This window comes from Paenibacillus macerans (genome assembly GCF_050565405.1).
In the GTDB taxonomy this organism is placed as follows: domain Bacteria; phylum Bacillota; class Bacilli; order Paenibacillales; family Paenibacillaceae; genus Fontibacillus; species Fontibacillus macerans_B.
In genome coordinates this window covers 145,642-161,681 of the sequence record NZ_JBNYYG010000004.1, presented here as the reverse complement: position 1 = coordinate 161,681, position 16,040 = coordinate 145,642, and the positions used below count along the sequence as shown (strand labels likewise).

General features: G+C 58.6%; 10 protein-coding genes. 6 read left to right on the top strand and 4 right to left on the bottom strand.

Annotated elements, in window-relative coordinates; genetic code table 11:
- Positions 1–43 precede the first annotated feature (43 nt).
- From ACQ4N8_RS05440 to ACQ4N8_RS05420, 5 genes are all read left to right on the top strand, one after another.
- Positions 44–1,525 (top strand): extracellular solute-binding protein, encoded by a 1,482-nt coding sequence (locus ACQ4N8_RS05440; RefSeq protein ID WP_430703330.1) that lies wholly within the window; start codon positions 44–46, stop codon positions 1,523–1,525.
- 24 nt (positions 1,526–1,549) lie between these two features.
- Complete coding sequence (locus tag ACQ4N8_RS05435) at positions 1,550–4,567, top strand: alpha-mannosidase (RefSeq protein WP_430703329.1); 3,018 nt, start codon at positions 1,550–1,552, stop codon at positions 4,565–4,567.
- A 23-nt stretch (positions 4,568–4,590) separates the two neighbouring features.
- Positions 4,591–6,801 carry a hypothetical protein gene (locus tag ACQ4N8_RS05430; protein ID WP_430703328.1) on the top strand — a complete coding sequence of 737 codons (2,211 nt, stop codon included), beginning with the start codon at positions 4,591–4,593 and terminating at the stop codon, positions 6,799–6,801.
- A gap of 57 nt (positions 6,802–6,858) precedes the next feature.
- Positions 6,859–8,901: a glutaminase domain-containing protein gene (locus tag ACQ4N8_RS05425; protein ID WP_430703327.1), complete on the top strand. Its 2,043-nt coding sequence runs from the start codon at positions 6,859–6,861 to the stop codon at positions 8,899–8,901.
- Between the two features lie 455 nt (positions 8,902–9,356).
- The gene (locus ACQ4N8_RS05420; protein WP_430703326.1) at positions 9,357–10,199 is read left to right on the top strand and encodes an aldo/keto reductase; all 843 of its coding nucleotides are present in this window, start codon (positions 9,357–9,359) and stop codon (positions 10,197–10,199) included.
- A gap of 93 nt (positions 10,200–10,292) precedes the next feature.
- Here the strand turns inward: ACQ4N8_RS05420 and ACQ4N8_RS05415 are convergent, their stop codons facing one another.
- Genes ACQ4N8_RS05415 through ACQ4N8_RS05400 form a run of 4 tightly spaced genes read right to left on the bottom strand, consistent with a single transcriptional unit; the run spans position 10,293 to position 14,952 of the window.
- Entirely contained in the window at positions 10,293–10,958 is a 666-nt protein-coding gene (locus tag ACQ4N8_RS05415; protein WP_430703325.1) for a metallophosphoesterase, read from the bottom strand.
- Positions 10,955–12,118, bottom strand: a complete 1,164-nt coding sequence (locus ACQ4N8_RS05410) for an ABC transporter ATP-binding protein (RefSeq protein WP_430703324.1) — start codon at positions 12,116–12,118, stop codon at positions 10,955–10,957. The genes ACQ4N8_RS05415 and ACQ4N8_RS05410 overlap by 4 nt, the downstream gene beginning before the upstream one ends.
- Positions 12,105–13,796, bottom strand: a complete 1,692-nt coding sequence (locus ACQ4N8_RS05405; RefSeq protein WP_430703323.1) for an ABC transporter permease — start codon at positions 13,794–13,796, stop codon at positions 12,105–12,107. The genes ACQ4N8_RS05410 and ACQ4N8_RS05405 overlap by 14 nt, the downstream gene beginning before the upstream one ends.
- A gap of 4 nt (positions 13,797–13,800) precedes the next feature.
- Positions 13,801–14,952, bottom strand: a complete 1,152-nt coding sequence (locus ACQ4N8_RS05400) for an extracellular solute-binding protein (protein ID WP_430703322.1) — start codon at positions 14,950–14,952, stop codon at positions 13,801–13,803.
- A gap of 176 nt (positions 14,953–15,128) precedes the next feature.
- Here ACQ4N8_RS05400 and ACQ4N8_RS05395 point away from each other — a divergent pair, with 176 nt between their 5' ends.
- The gene (locus ACQ4N8_RS05395) at positions 15,129–16,025 is read left to right on the top strand and encodes a LysR family transcriptional regulator (protein ID WP_430703321.1); all 897 of its coding nucleotides are present in this window, start codon (positions 15,129–15,131) and stop codon (positions 16,023–16,025) included.
- Positions 16,026–16,040: the final 15 nt, after the last annotated feature.

Here is a 16,040-nt window from a genome sequence, read left to right as displayed (position 1 = left end):
AAAACGGTAGTTCAAATAAAATTTGATATGGAGGGGTTCACGTATGTTGTTGAAAAAAATGACTGTCCTCACTCTCTCGCTCCTGCTCACCATCGGTTTGGCCGCTTGCGGAGGCGGCAATGCAAGCAATTCGGGCAATGCCGGAGGCAATAATCAGGCTGCGGGCGATTCGGGAACAAACACGTCGACAGGAAACGATGCAGGTGAACCTGCGCCTGCGGGGGGCACGACCATTACCGTACTGAACGAAGGCGCCGTTGGCGTTGGCGTCGGTGTGCTGAATGACCTGCTGGAGAAAAAGAAACAAGCGCTGATTGCCGACGAAGCGCAAAATCCGCGGCTCGTCGCCGAAGACTTCAGCTATACCTCAGGAAGCCCATTAAAGGCCGGCGTCTTCCCGTACTTTTATCAATCGATTATGCTTGAGAAAATGCAAGCTGAAAACATCACGGTGAAAATGGAGGATTGGGGCTGGGGCGAACCGCTCATTCAAAAACAAACGGCCGGCTTCCTGGCGAGAAACATGCCCGATATCATCGTCGGGGAAACGCAAATGCCGGGCTTCGCCCAGCAGGGATTGCTCGAGCCGTTCCCGGACGACATGGCGCAAGAAATTCGCGATAATGTAGCGCCTGCGGCCTGGAAGCCGATGGAATATGACGGTAAAATCTACGGTTTTGCTTCCCAGCCGGGCGTAAGCAGCTTGTTCTGGAACAAGAAGCTGGTGCAGGAAGCCGGACTCGATCCGGACAAAGCCCCGGCGACATGGGATGAGTTGCTGGCGAACGTGCAAAAGGTAACGGAAGCGGGCAAAGGCAAGTTTTACGGCGGCGGCGTATATGCCGGACCAAACGCAGGCGGCTATTTGCGGTATGGTACGCTTATGGTTATCAATGGCGGGGGATTTGCCGATGATCAAGGTCAACCGGTCTTCAACTCCGACGCCAACGTAGAAACCGTGCAATTTATGAAACAACTGAACGGCGCTCACCCGGCCGGCCTGATGGCCAATACGAATGAAGGATCGTACTTCGACGCCTTCAAAAAAGGGCAAATCGCTTACCTGATCGACGGACCTTGGCGGGCTATCGAAAGTTCGCAAATCGGCATCGATTACGGGATGTCGCAAATTCCGTTGTCCTCGGACGGCAAGGCAGGCAACATTACGATCGGCGCAGCGTTCCATTCGGTACCGAAGGATGCGAAGAACAAGGAAGCCGCATTTGCTTACATCCGCGCCATGTACAGCGAGGAAATTCAGCAACTGATCGCCGATACGGGCGTCCGCTCGCCGGTGTTGAAAGCGATCGCCGAAACGGAAGACTATAAATCCGCGCATCCGGAAATGTATCAGCACTTTTTGGCGATGGCCGGGAACGTGCAAGGATTGCCGACGTTTGCCAAGGAAGACTCGAAGATCTGGCAAATGTTTGGCGATGCGGTAACCAAATCATTGATGACAAACGGAGATATCAAGTCGATTCTGGACGATGCGCAGAAGAAGGCGGAGGCCATAACGAAGTAAATTACATTGAAAGAGTGATGCAGCATGCCTTATGAAACAAATCCGATCATGACCCAAAAAGCGAAGGGGCGGCTTTCCAAGCTGCAAAATTACATTTATGAACCGGTATCCTCTCTTACCGTTACCGCTTGGGTAACAAAAGAGCCGGTAACCTATGCGAATCGGGAGTCCGGCAGTCGGGTCGAACTGAAGCCCCGCGACAAGTGGGGAGAGCTATGGGACTGCGCCTGGTTTCATTTTCAGGGGGAGGTGCCCGCACTTGCCGCAGGACGCAAAGTGGTGCTCTTGATCGACATTAACGGGGAATTGTGCCTGGTGGACGAAGCCGGAACCCCGCATCAAGGCCTGACGAATGTGAGCTCCGAATTCGATTACAGTTTGGGAATGCCCGGCAAACGCGTAGTGGATGTCAGCGCCGCGGCCCAGGGCGGCGAAGTCATCGATTTGTGGGGAGACGGCGGCTGCAACGATTTGTTTGGCCACTTCCGCAGCGGAACGCTTAAGGAAGCGTGCATCGCCGTATGCCATGAAGAAGCGCGCCAATTGTATTATGACCTGGAGGTGCTGATCGAGCTGGCCGAACAACTGCCGGACGCAAGCGCCAGAAAGGCGCGGGTGCTGCGAAGCGTCTATGAGGCGGCCAATTTGCTCTCCGAAATCAACGACGAAACGGTGCGGACGGCCAAGGCGAAACTCGCCCCGGAACTGGCCCGGCAAGGCGGCGATTCGGTAATAACGGTCAGCGCAATCGGACACGCGCATATCGATCTTGCCTGGTTGTGGCCGATTCGCGAAACGATCCGCAAGGGCGCCCGTACCTTTTCCACTGCGCTGCGCAACATGGAGAAATATCCGGATTACGTGTTTGGCGCCAGCCAGCCGCAGCTATACGCGTGGATGAAGGAGCATTATCCGCAGCTTTATGCGGAGGTGCAGGAGCGCGTACGGGAAGGGCGCTGGGAGGTACAGGGCGCGATGTGGGTTGAGCCGGACACGAACATATCCGGCGGCGAAGCGCTCGTACGGCAAATCATGTACGGCAAGCGGTTTTTCAAGCAGGAATTCGGCCAAGACATCAAGGTGTTATGGCTGCCCGATGTCTTCGGATATACGGGTAGCCTGCCGCAGCTGCTCAAGAAATCCGGAGTCGACTATATGATGACGCAAAAGCTGTCGTGGAGCGTCTATAATACGCATCCGCATCACAGCTTCATGTGGGAAGGCATCGACGGGACGAAGGTGCTGACGCATCTGCCGCCGGAGGACACTTACAATAGTCCGGCGGCCCCGCGGTCGCTCGCCAAAATCGAGCGGAGCTATCTGGACCGCGGCGTTTCGGAGCACGCATTGATGTTGTTCGGGATTGGCGACGGCGGCGGCGGTCCGGGGGAAGAGCATTTGGAACGTCTGGCCCGGGAGAAAAATTTGCTGGGGCTGCTGCCGGTTGTCCAGGAACCCGCGATTGCGTTCTTCCATCGGCTGGAGCGGGAGGCTTCCCGCTTCCAGACCTATCGCGGGGAGCTGTATCTCGAGAAACATCAGGGGACGCTGACCACGCAAGCGCGCAACAAACGGTACAACCGCAAGCTGGAAAAAGCGTTGCGCGAACTGGAATTCGCCGCTTCGCTGCTTTGGTCGCTGGACGGCGGGGGAAGCGCCTATCCGGCCGAACGGCTTGATTCGATCTGGAAGGAAGTGCTCTTGTACCAATTCCACGACATTTTGCCCGGCTCCTCGATTACAAGAGTGTACGACGAGTCGCTTGAGCGTTACGGCAAGCTGCTGGATGAATTGCAGTCGATGATTGCCGATACTTACGGGCGGTTAGCCGGTTTGTCCGGCGGCGCGGCCGGAGCTCCCATCCTGTTCAACTCCTTGCCATGGGGCCGGCGGGAGTGGGTGGAATACGGCGGCGTCTGGCATTTCGTGCAAGTGCCGGCGATGGGGTGGCGCTCTCTTGCGGAAGCGGAAGCAGAGCGGCCCGAAGGCCCGCTGATCGCGGAGGACTTCAAGCTGGAGAACGAACGGCTTGCGGTCCGGTTTGCCGAAGACGGCGGCATCGTATCGCTGTACGATAAGGCGGCCGGACGGGAAACGTTGCGGCCGGGAACGAAAGCCAACGTATTTACGGTCTACCATGATGACGGGGATGCCTGGGATTTCCCGCGCGACTACCGCGAGACGATCGCCGGCACGATGAAGCTGGTGCGGATGCGCGCCTATGCCTTTGGGCCGCGCGTCATCGTCGAGCAGGAGTACCGGTTCGGGGAGTCGACCCTGAAGCAAACCGTCAGCCTGGAGCAAGGCGGGGAACTGCTGCGGTTCGATACCGAGGCCGATTGGCGGGAAGCGGGCAAAATGCTGCGGGTCGCTTTTCCGGTGAATGTGGCAACCGATCAGGTCAACTGCGAAATTCAGTTCGGGGTGCTGAAGCGGCCCACGACCCGCAACAATGCCATCGAGTTCGCGCGCGACGAAATTTGCGCTCATCATTACATCGATCTGTCGCAACCGGATTACGGCGTGGCGCTGCTGAACGACTGCAAGTACGGGCACAGTGCGGAGAACGGCGTCCTGGACCTGAATTTGCTGCGAAGTCCGGCCTACCCGGATCCGAAAGCCGACCAGGCCGAGCACAAGTTCACTTATGCCCTGTATCCGCATGCCGGCGATTTCATTCAGGCCGGCGTATACCGCAAAGGGTACGAGTTGAACGTTCCGGTGACTCTGGCGGAAGCGCTCGTGCCAAGCGGCGGCGGGAAGAAAATGATTCAGCCGGCCTGTTTGGCGCAAATCGATCACCCGCACGTTATGGTAGAGGCCGTGAAAAAAGCCGAGGACAGCGATCATCTGATCTTGCGGCTCTATGAGACGGCAGGCGCCGGAGCCGAGGCCCGGCTGTCGCTCGGACTGGATTGCCGGACGATCGAAGAAGCCGATTTGCTGGAGAACCCGACGGGAATGCTGGCGGAACGGACGAATGAAGTAAGCTTGTCCTTTACGCCGTTTGAAATTAAGACGATTCGCGTGGCGTTGGCCTAGACGGAAGAAGGAGGAGTTCAATCGTGACTGGGAGATCACGGGCGGAAGAGCGGACCGGATTTCAGGAGGGCAGCGCCTTCGGGCCGGCGTACGATCTGCAGGCGGATTTCGTGATGGTATACGGCATTAACGAATCGATGCCGCGGCGGATCCGCGAATGGGCGGAGCAAGGCTACCGGGTGCACTTGATGACCGGCGTATCCTGGGGCGGTTATCAGGATTACTTGAACGGCAAGGTGGACGGCCGTTCCCACTGGGATGAAGCGCAGAAATACCACGACGGGGAAACGATCATTCACGGCACTTCGGCGGACATTCCTTACATGGTGCCCACAGTGAGCTATGCCGATTTCCTGGTAGAGCGGATTCGTCCCGCCGTGGATGCGGGCGTGGAAGCGATCCATCTGGAGGAGCCGGAGTTTTGGGTGGAAGGCGGTTATTCCGAGGCATTCAAACGCGAATGGCAAAATTACTATAACGAGCCGTGGATTCCGCCGCATGCTTCGGAGGACGCGCAATACCGCGCCTCAAAGCTCAAGGCTTACTTGTATACCCGCTGCCTGGACCGCATCTGCTCGGCGCTGAAGGAATATTCGCTGGTCCGCTATAACCGGCCGCTGCGCTTTTTCGTGCCGACGCATAGCCTGATCAACTATACCCAATGGCGGATCGTCAGCCCGGAATCACGGCTGCTCGATTTGCCCGGGGTGGGCGGCTATATCGCCCAAATCTGGACGGGGACGTCACGTACGGCCAATGTCTATGAGGGGAAACGGGCGGAACGGACGTTTGAGACGGCGTTTCTGGAGTACGGCATCATGCAGGAACTGGTACGGGGAACCGACCGGAAAATGTGGTTTCTCCACGACCCGATCGAAGACGACCCGAAACGGACGTGGGCGGATTATCGCGAAAACTACGTCAAGACGTTGATCGCCTCGCTGCTGCATCCGGCGGTATCGCGTTACGAGGTAGCCCCTTGGCCAAGAAGAATTTTTGAAGGGCAATATCCTGCGGAGGACGGTAACGGCAAAGAGGGCATCCCGGCCGATTACGCGAGCGTGCTCTTGACCGTCATGCACACCCTGGGGAACATGGAGCATGAAGATGTTCAGGTGTACGGCAATCCCGCCGTTACCGGCGTGTTCCTGGCCGATTCGGCGATGTTTCAGCGCAAGCGGATCGGGACGGAAACGGCCGGATTCATGATGAAATACGACGGCACGGGCGAAGTGGAGCTGAAGGATGAGGCCGCCGTGGAACTGTTGAGTCTTTCGGAGCTTTACGGCTTGACATTGCCGCTGGTGAAACACGGTCTTCCGGTTCGGCCGGTGCAGCTTGACAACGTGCGGAGGTTTCCGGGGTATTTGGACGCTTATCGCGTGCTCGTGTTAAGCTACGAATTTATGAAGCCGGAATATCCGGATCTGCACAACGCGCTGGCCGGGTGGGTGCGGGATGGCGGTGCGCTAGTATACGTCGGGGACGACAGCGACCCGTATCACGAAGTCCGGGAATGGTGGAACCAGGGGAAACGCCGGTACGCCACGCCAAGAGAGCATTTGTTCGAATGCCTCGGCGTAAGTCCGGGCGGGGCGCCGGAAGGCATCACCCGAGTGGGGAACGGACTTCTCGCCTATTTGCGGGTGCGGCCGGAACGGCTGGCGCAAAGCGCCGAAGCGGCGGAACGGTTCCGGGCTGCGGTGCGGGAAGCGATGGCGGCCTTGGGAAGCGTCACCGATGCGGAAGCGGCGGCTGAAACCGAGCAGTCCCAGAAGCTTCGCTGGGAAGCTTCGAACTATTACCAAATCCGCCGCGGGCCTTACGTGATTGCCTCGGTGATGACCGAGTCGGTCAGCGAAAAGCCGCTCACGCTGCAAGGTCGGTATGTGGATTTGCTTGAAGCGGGATTGCCCGTGAAAGCGCAGGTTACTGTCCTGCCCGGGAAGCAGGCGCTTCTCTATGATTTGGAATACGCCGGGCGTCAAGGCGGCGGGTTGATTGCCGCCTCGTCCCGGATCGAGGACTTTAACGAGGACGAACGCCGGATTTCGTTTACGGCCAAAGGGCCGCGTCCGATGCAGGCGGCCGCCCGTATTCGCTGTGGAGCAAGGCCGGCGGCCGTAACGGCAGGAGCGGCTGCGTTGCAATATGACTTTGATCCGGCGTCGCAAACTTTGTTGATTTTTTACGAGCATGACGACGAAGGTACGCGCATTACGATTACTAAATAAGTCCTTGGCCCGGTATATGGCCGGGTCTATATCTTTGGATCTGGAGGCAGATAACCTATGACAACGGCATTACGTCCACCGGCGGTTCCTTTGGTAACGATCGATCCTTATTTCAGCGTCTGGTCGATGGCGGACCGCCTGACTGACGACTTTACGCGGCATTGGACAGGCAAACGGAACGCGTTGACCGGATTGATCCGCATCGACGGAACCCCTTGGCGGTTCGCCGGATTAACCGAGCCTAATCCGGAAAATTACTACGCAGAGCCGGAGGCAATGCATCAAACCGGACTTCAGGTTACGCCGCTGTCCAGCATTTACAGCTTTGAAGCGGGAGGCATTGCGCTGGACGTTGCATTTACAAGCCCGCTGCTGCCGGATCGTCTGGAGCTGCTGTCGCGGCCGGCGTCCTACGTGTCCTTCCGGGTGCGTTCCATCGACGGCAAGCCGCATGACGTGCGGGTTTATTTTGACGTAACCGGGGAATGGTGCGTTAATACCAGCGAGCAAAAAGTCGTTTTGCGGCAGGAGCAAGCCGAGGGTTTGGCGATTTTGCAGGCGAGCCATGCCGAGCAAAATATTCTGAACGCCTCGGGAGACGATTTGCGAATCGACTGGGGCACCTTTATGCTGGCGGTGGAGCAGGCTCCCGATACGCAAACGTGGATGGGACCGGCGGAGGTCCGCAAGTCGTTCGTCCGGACCGGGGAGATCCGTTATGACGGCGGCGAGGCCGAGCTCAACGAGGCGCAACCGGTTCGCGATACGCAGCCGGTGCTGGCAACCGTTTGGGATTGCGGCAAGGTAGACGGAGCAGCGGAGAAATCGCATCTGATCGTACTTGCTTATGATGACGTTTATGCGATCGAATATTTTGGCCGAAAGCTGGAGGCCTATTGGAAAAAAGACGGCAAGACTACGCTGGAGATGGTAGCGGGCGCACTTCGGGAATACCCGGACATCGCGTTGCGTTGCGAAGCGTTTGACCGGCAGCTGCAGGCGGACGCGGTGCGTGCCGGCGGGGAGAAATACGCCGATATTTTGGCCTTGTCTTACCGGCAGGCGATCGCTGCTCATAAGCTCGTAATCGATTCGGAAGGCCAGCCGCTGTTCATGTCCAAAGAATGCTTTAGCAACGGCTGCATCGCTACGGTCGATGTCAGCTATCCTTCGATCCCGCTGTTTTTGCTGTACCAGCCTGAGCTGGTCCGCGGGATGATGCGGCCGATCTTCAAATACGCGTCCAGCGAAGCATGGCCTTTCGAGTTTGCGCCGCACGACGTCGGCCAATACCCGCTCGCCAACGGACAGGTGTACGGAGAGAACGCGCGGGAGGCGCAAATGCCGGTCGAGGAATGCGGCAATATGCTCGTGATGGCGGCGGCGGTCACTCTGGCCGACGGACAAAAGGAGTTTGCGGCGGTGCACCGCGAGCTGTTGTCCGGGTGGGCGGATTACTTGCTGGAGTATGGGCTCGATCCGGAGAATCAGCTATGCACGGACGACTTTGCCGGGCATTTGGCCCGCAACGCCAACCTGTCGGCTAAAGCGATCATGGGCGTAGCCAGCTACTCGATTTTGTGCGGATTGCTGGGCGATTCCGCCGAGGCGGACCGTTACCTGCAGGCGGCCAAGGAGATGGCCGGACAGTGGGCGGAACTCGCGGCGGAGCCAAGCGAGGGGAGCGCTCATACCAAACTGGCGTTTGGCGGGGAAGGCACCTGGAGCTTGAAATACAATTTGATTTGGGACCTCATTTTCGGAACGCATGTCTTCGACGAGGCGATCATTCGCCGGGAAACCGCCTGGTATCAGGAACAGCAAAACCGCTATGGCGTACCGCTGGATAACCGGAAGTCTTACACCAAAGGCGACTGGCTCGTTTGGGCCGCCGCGTTGGCGGAGGAGCAAGGGGACTTCGAGCGGATCATCGCGCCGCTGTGGGACTTCCTGAATGAAACCCGCGACCGCGTTCCGTTCTCGGATTGGTACGATACGCATACCGCCAGACAGATCGGGTTCCAGCACCGCAGCGTGGTGGGCGGGATGTTTATCAAGCTGTTGAAGGACCGGGGATTGAGTCAAGCTAAGCCGCAGTAATATTCAAAGGTCGTCCCTTCGCGGGCCCGTTGGTTCAGGGCCACGCGATGCGGTCGGCCTGTTTTTATTCATTTGCGGTGCGGAGGAGGGGGGAACCGTATCACGGCGGCGCTAACGAATCTGAGAAACGCTAAGTAGCTTCAAATGACGACTCCCCAATTGCAACGAACCTTGGCAACCTTATTGGCCGCTAAACTGCTCCAAAGCGCCGCATTTTAGCCAAATAGCGATATCTGGATTCTTTACATCGAGAAACGCCCTAATACGAGGGGATTAGCATGATCAGGGTTCGTTGCGAACACCGTTACATGCCGCAGTATCCGGGTCCTTTGCTACCTTCGGACAAATGCAGGTCGACGCTCTGGAAGATCCGTCACGGTCTTGTCCCAGACCCCGATATGAAATCTTTTCCGAATGTGATACCCTGAAAATAATACCGAAAGGAGTGTTGAGGTTTGGGGCAAATCATTCCGGAAATTACGCTAAATGACGGGCTTAAGCTGCCTGCGGTCGGTTTGGGCACCTATACGCTTCGCGGCAGCGAAGGCGTGCAGTCGATCGTCGGCGCGATCGGCTCCGGTTACCGACTGATCGATTCCGCTTATAACTACGAAAACGAAGGGACGGTCGGCGAAGCCGTAAGACGTTGCGCAGTACCGAGAGAGGAGCTGATCGTCGCTTCGAAGCTGCCGGGCCGCTACCACACGTACGACAAAGCGGTGAAAGCGATCCAGGAGTCGTTGTACCGGGCCCAGCTGGATTATTATGATTTGTACCTGATCCATTGGCCCAATCCGATCCAAGGGCATTACGTGGAAGCCTGGCAGGCGTTGATCGACGCGAGAAAATGGGGGCTTATCCGCTCGATCGGCGTCAGCAATTTCCTGCCGGAGCATCTGGAGCGCCTGGAACGGGAAACCGGCGTGACGCCAAGCGTGAACCAAATCGAGCTGCACCCGTTCTTCAACCAGGCCGAGCAGCGGAAATGGCACGAGGAACACGGGATCGTCACGGAATCGTGGAGCCCGCTAGCCCATGGCAACGATGTGTTGAACGACGAGACGGTCCGTCAAATCGCCGAACGTTACGGGAAGTCGGCGTCCCAGGTTATTTTGCGCTGGCATTATCAGCTGGGGGCCGTTTCCATCCCCAAATCAGCGTCCGCCGCACGGCAGCTGGAGAACCTCTCGATTTTCGATTTCGCTTTGGACGAAACGGAAATGGGCCGGATCTCCGGTTTATCCCGCCCGGACGGCCGGTTAAGAAACCAGGATCCGGCGGTGTACGAGGAGTTTTGATGAAGTTTCCATAAGCTTAATGAAAGCCAACCTGCCAAGGTTGGCTTTTTAGCATAGGTAGCCGCCAACCCGAATAAGGGCATGAAGTGCCTGTTATTTTACACGCCCGGAAAGGCGCAGCGTATGCCGTCGAACGTCGCCGTACAGGTTGGCAGGAGAGGTGGAGCAGGAATAGGCGAGCTTGCCGCTCAAATCAAGCAGGGTCAGGCGCTGGCCGTGCTTGGCTCCGGTGTCGATGCCGAGGCGGCCGGCGGCGGACCAGACGTCTCCGGGCCCGGCACCCAGCTTGAAGGTGGGCGTATGGCCAAACACGACGGCATAGCCGCAATCCGGCACCGCAGACCAGAACTCGTCGCGGATTCCGGTGAGGTCATCGGGCGTTTGGCGGTCTAACGGTACTCCCGGGCGGAGTCCGGCATGCACGAACAGCCAGTCGTCTACGATGGCGTAATAAGGCAGCGCGCTTAACCAATCCAGCCGGTCCGCCGGAACAAGCCGCTCGGCGGTGCCATTCGTTTTCCGAAGAAGGCTTACCTCGAGATTCCCCAGTAAGGCGGTGGCTCCCCCCTCCGTCAACCGCTGAATCAAATCCAGCGTGCCCCAGGTATAAGGATCGGCGTTGATATAGTCGCCCAGCAGGACCAGCCGGTCTCGCTGAGGGCTGTATCCTGCTTCGGCCAGCAAGAGCTCTAGCCCCCCGCTATGGCCGTGGATATCGGAAACCGCCAGTAAGCGCGGCGGATTGTGGGTGATGTTCATGTGGCAGTACCCTTTCGCTCTTCAATGTCTCTTGCCGCGTAAATGAAGGCAGAGGCCGTAGGCAAAACGACCGTATGCCGGGAGTTCGCCGGGAGCGGCCCCGAAGCCAGCAGATGCAGCGTGCGTCCTTCGTCCGTTTCGGCCATCGCACGCCAGCGCGTGCCTTCGAAGGTGCAGTAGACGATGCGGACGGATAAGCGGTTCGCCTGCGCCTCCGGAGACGAAGCGGCATCGGACGAAGCGGCATCGGACGAAGCGGCGAGTTGCAGCTGTTCGGGCCGAAACAGCAGCTCGGCTTCGGCGCCGTCCGGCAGTCCGGCCAAGTCCGCTCCGCCGACGCCGCAAACGCGCTCGGCCCCGATGCGGATCGCCGCGGAGCCGCTGCCGCGAGCCCGCTCCAGGCGGCCGGGTAGCCGGTTGATCGCACCGAGCAGCGACGCGACCCAACGGCTGGCCGGCCGGGTGAAGCATTCCTGCGGCGTTCCGATCTGATCGACCGCACCGTTCCGTAAGATGAGCAGCCGGTCCGCCATCGAGAACGCCTCCTCGGGGTCGTGCGTGACATGGAACACGCTCATGCCCAGCTTGCGGAACAGATAGGCCATCTCCGTGCGCATCTCGATCCGCAGGCGCATGTCCAGATTGGACATAGGCTCATCCAGCAGGATCAGCCCCGGCCGGGTCGCCAAAGCGCGGGCGATGGCCACGCGCTGCTGCTGTCCGCCCGACAATTGCGGCGGCAAGCGGTGCTCCAGGCCGCTCAGTTGCAGGAGATCGAGCAGTTCCCGCACGCGGGCGGCTTTTTCCTCGCGTCCGATCCTTTTCAGTCCGTAAGCGACATTATCGAACACGGTCATATGCGGCCATAGCGCATAATCCTGGAACACCATGTTTACGTTTCTTTTCTCGGGCGGGATCATCGTTTTGATGGAGGCGATCGTTTGGCCCCTCAACCGGATTTCGCCGCCGTCGGGACGGGCGAGTCCGGCAACCAGCTGCAGCAGGGTCGATTTCCCGCAGCCGGAGGGGCCAAGCACGCTGATGATCTCCCCTTCCTTCATGTCGAAAGACACGCCGGATAAAGCTTGAAACGAACCGTATTGCTTGATGAGTCCGCGAATTTCCAATAATGCGGGAGTATTTTTGTCAATGGTTTCCATAGTTTGCCTCCTTACGTCGAAGCAGGATTTCCAGCAGGATCATCATGAGCACGACGAGGCCTCCGCCAAATACGGTTGCGGCCGAAGCATAACCGAACCGCATATCCTCGAACGCTTTGTTGACGGAGATCGGATAGGTGATGAAGTTCGGCGGGAACAAAATCGAGTTGACCGCCAAGTCGAATACGCTGGAGCCAAACGCCGCCAGCCCGGCGGATAACAGCGCCCCGTGAATGAGCGGTGCCAGCACGCTGCGCATTCGGCCCAGCCATGCGTCCCCGTTCAGTTGGGCGGCATGCAACAGGCTGCCGGGCACCTTGGCCATCGCGCCGATGAGAACCCGCGTAATGACCGGGATCGCTCCGGCGATGGCGGCGAGTACGAGGATGGCCGGTTTGCCGTAAAGCAGCAAACCGATAGAGTCCAGCCAGCGCTGGTTCCAAACGAAGATGTAGCCGATCCCCAGCACGACGCCGGGCACGGCCAGCGTCACCAGCGACAACACTTCGATGCCGCGCTTGAAGCGAAAAGCGGAATAATTCAGCACGTACGCCACCATCAACCCGATCAACAGCCCCAGCATGGCGGCGAGCAGGGCGATGGCGAGCGAACGCCCAAGCCCGGTCAGCAGCTCGGACCCGTTTTGGAACAGGGAGCGGTAGTGCTCCCAGGTCAGATTATCCGGCTGCAGCCCGCCCGCCTGCGTTTTTAGCACGGACAGCAGAACGTTCGAACCGATGGGAATGCCGATGACCACGGACAAAAAGGCCACGTTTAGCAGCGCGAGCGGCCCTGTCAGGCGCCCGGCCGGTTTCGGGGCCGCCGGCACGGCGCGGGCCGACAAAAAGTCGAACCGCGAGCGGCGAAGCGCATAAAATTGCAGCAGCATGGCGAGCCCGATCAGCACGACGAGGTAAAACGACAATACCCCGGCCATATCAAAGCGGATCGGCGACGTGTACAGCGCCGAATAAATCGAATAGGGCAACGTCGGAAAACGATAGATGGCGGCGATCGAAGCCGGGAGCCCGAAATCGCCAATCGTGTCCATGAATACTAGAGCTGCACCCGCAAGGAAAGCCGGGAGCAGCAAAGGGGCCTGGATCGTACGCCAGACGCGAAAAGGGGATGAGCCGCTGAGCCTCGCCGCATCCGAGAGTTGTTCGACTTTCCATTCCATGGCCGAGCGCACGCTTAAGTAGGCCAGCGGAAATTTGCTGAGCGTCATGACGACGATCAGTCCGGCCGGCTGAAACACCGCTTGGGTGATCCAAGTCCAGCCGAGCAGCTGCACGGCGAGTCCGCCGCCGGCCGAGAACATGACCCAGCCTTGCGCCAAAATGAAGGAGGGCATGATGAGCAATACCCAAACGGCGGCATCCAGCAGTTTGGCGGTGGGAAAATGCCAGCTCGAACGGATCGTCGCCAGAATGCCGCCGAGCAGCGTAGCGAGAACGGTCGTCCCGCAAGCGAGGACGACCGAATTTTCCAGCGACTTTTGCCACAAGGGCCGGCGGAAGATTTCCAGCAACAGGCGCAAATCCCCGATTTCCCAGTGACCGAAAAACACGCCGGGCAGCAGCACCTGAATGATTACGGCCAGCAGCGGATACAGGACGAGCACGAACATTAGCAGACTGACGGACCAACCGAGGCGGTCTTGGGTAAGTCGAAGCATATCGTTATTTTACCGCTTTATCGGCGAACCACTGCTTGATTTCCGCCTCATGCTCGGCTGCCCAAGCGGCATCGGCGGCAATCAGCTTGGCGTTAGGGTCACGGTTTTCCTTCGGTTTGGCGCCAGCAGCCGACGGTTCGAAGTAGGCCTCTTCCCCTTTGTTGATCAACTGCTGCTGCGTGCTCGGATCCAGCAAAAATTCGATGAACGCTTTGGCGGCGTTCGGGTTTTTCGTGTCCTTCTGGATCGCGGCCACCCGTACGGAAGCCGGTGCGCCTTCCTCCGGCCAAACGATGCCGATCGGTTCCCCGGCGGCCAGCATACTGTATGCGTTGGACTCCTGCAGGGCGGCTGCCTTGACCTCGCCGGAGGAAAGGGCTTGAACGACCTGCGGATTTTTCGGGTAGACGCGCAAACCGTTGTTGAACCAAGAATCGAACAGCGCCTTTCCGCCGCCCATGCCTTCCTTCTCAAAGAATTGAGCGACGAACGGATAAGCCGGCGCGGCGATGGCCGGGTCTGCGGCGGCAATTTGGTCCTTGTATTCCGGTTTGGCGAAATCGGACCACGTCTTCGGTGCCTGTTCTTCCGTAAAGCTGTCTTTGTTGTATACGATCACGCCGGCCGCATGCGCACCCGTCGGATAATACGACTGGTTCTCCGGTACGTAGCTGCGGTAGGCTTCCGTCAGATTGGCCGCGTTGTTCGGCGTCCAACCCTCGAGCAGCTGGCCTTGCTTGCCAAGCGCGTTGATCGACGGCATCATATCCGCCCATACTACGTCCCAATGAGGATTCCCTTTTTCCGCTTCGATCCGGGACATGATTTCCGCCCCGTTCCCGGTGACCAGATTTACCTTATACCCGGTGGCTTGTTCAAACATGTCCGCGATGATATCGTCAAAATCGTTCAGGTATACCGTCAGCGTTCCTTCGTCTTTCGACGCGTCCGCCTGCGGGGTCCCGGAATCGCCTTCCGCCCCGGCGGTTCCCGCATTTCCGGCCGATCCGGCATTGGCATTGGCACTGGCGTTGGCCGCCGTGTTCTGCCCGCCGCTTGCGCTGTTATCCCCCGCTCCTCCGCAGGCGCTCAGCACAAGCGTCAAAAGCAGCGTTAACAGCAATACGCCGATTTCTTTTTTGGCTTGGTTTCTCATTTTCTTGCTCCCTTCGCATTCAGGATGGTCGATAGGTTGAAAGACTTCCCGCTTTTCAATTTAGCAACGAACGGTCAGCGAAATGTTAACGGAGCGCATGACATTTGTTAAATAATGTTTATATATATTGATATTTGCATAGATATCATCTATATTTTGGCAGGAGGAGGAGTTGCATGAACATCCAACAGTTGAAGGTGCTGCAGGAGATCGGAGCCGGCAAGACGCTGGCCGAAACGGCGGAGAAGCTTGGCTTGAAGCAGCCTACGGTGAGCTTTCATTTACATAAGCTGGAGGAGGAATTGGGGCTGACGTTAATGCAGAAATCGGCGCGCAAGCTGCGCCCGACCGAAGCGGCCGCCGATCTGCTGCCTTATGTCCGGCGCATCGTCGCGCTGACTTCGGAGATGGAGGAGCGAGCGGCGGAGCATCGCGACGGCACCTCGGGCAAGCTTCGGCTTGGAGCCAGCTACACGCCGGCAACGTATTTCATGCCCCCTCATTTTGCCGGCTTTCAAAAGCTCTACCCGCGTATCCAGCTTCAACTCTCGGTCAAAAAAGCGGATGCCGTGCTGGCCATGCTGCGCAGCTACGAAATCGACGCGGCCATCGTATCGCTGCCGGAAACCGCGGAGAAAGACATGACGATCGTTCCGCTCGTGGCGGACGAATTGATGCTCGTGCTGTCGCCTTCCCATCCCTTGGCAAGAAGGGAACGGCTGGAGGTCGAGGATCTGCGGCGGGAGACGTTTCTGCTGCACGAACCCGGGTCGACCTCCCGTAGGCTGACCGAGCAGTGGGCCGAGAAGGTCGGACTGCGTTTGTCCGCGGCCATGGAGCTCGGAGCGATCGAAACGATGAAGGAAGCGGTGAAATGCGATATCGGGATTGCCGTGCTGCCGCGGCGGAGCATAACGCGGGAGACGTTGTCCGGCGAGCTTCTGCAGCGGGATCTCCCCGGGTACACGAACAGCCGCCGGATATGCCTCGTTTATCGGGAGGAACAATCGCTGTCCTCCACCGTTCGGAAGTTCACTCAATATATGGAGAAGCAGATCCAAACGGGAGGATAGTCCCTTTCGGAGCCG

What these genes read in the sequence shown, in the direction of transcription:
- ACQ4N8_RS05440 (WP_430703330.1), top strand. Translation starts at nt 44, where the DNA reads ATGTTGTTGAAAAAAATGACTGTCCTCACTCTCTCGCTCCTGCTCACC.
- ACQ4N8_RS05435 (WP_430703329.1), top strand. Translation starts at nt 1,550, where the DNA reads ATGCCTTATGAAACAAATCCGATCATGACCCAAAAAGCGAAGGGGCGG.
- ACQ4N8_RS05425 (WP_430703327.1), top strand. Translation starts at nt 6,859, where the DNA reads ATGACAACGGCATTACGTCCACCGGCGGTTCCTTTGGTAACGATCGAT.
- ACQ4N8_RS05415 (WP_430703325.1), bottom strand. Translation starts at nt 10,958, where the DNA reads ATGAACATCACCCACAATCCGCCGCGCTTACTGGCGGTTTCCGATATC.
- ACQ4N8_RS05410 (WP_430703324.1), bottom strand. Translation starts at nt 12,118, where the DNA reads ATGGAAACCATTGACAAAAATACTCCCGCATTATTGGAAATTCGCGGA.
- ACQ4N8_RS05405 (WP_430703323.1), bottom strand. Translation starts at nt 13,796, where the DNA reads ATGCTTCGACTTACCCAAGACCGCCTCGGTTGGTCCGTCAGTCTGCTA.
- ACQ4N8_RS05400 (WP_430703322.1), bottom strand. Translation starts at nt 14,952, where the DNA reads ATGAGAAACCAAGCCAAAAAAGAAATCGGCGTATTGCTGTTAACGCTG.
- ACQ4N8_RS05395 (WP_430703321.1), top strand. Translation starts at nt 15,129, where the DNA reads ATGAACATCCAACAGTTGAAGGTGCTGCAGGAGATCGGAGCCGGCAAG.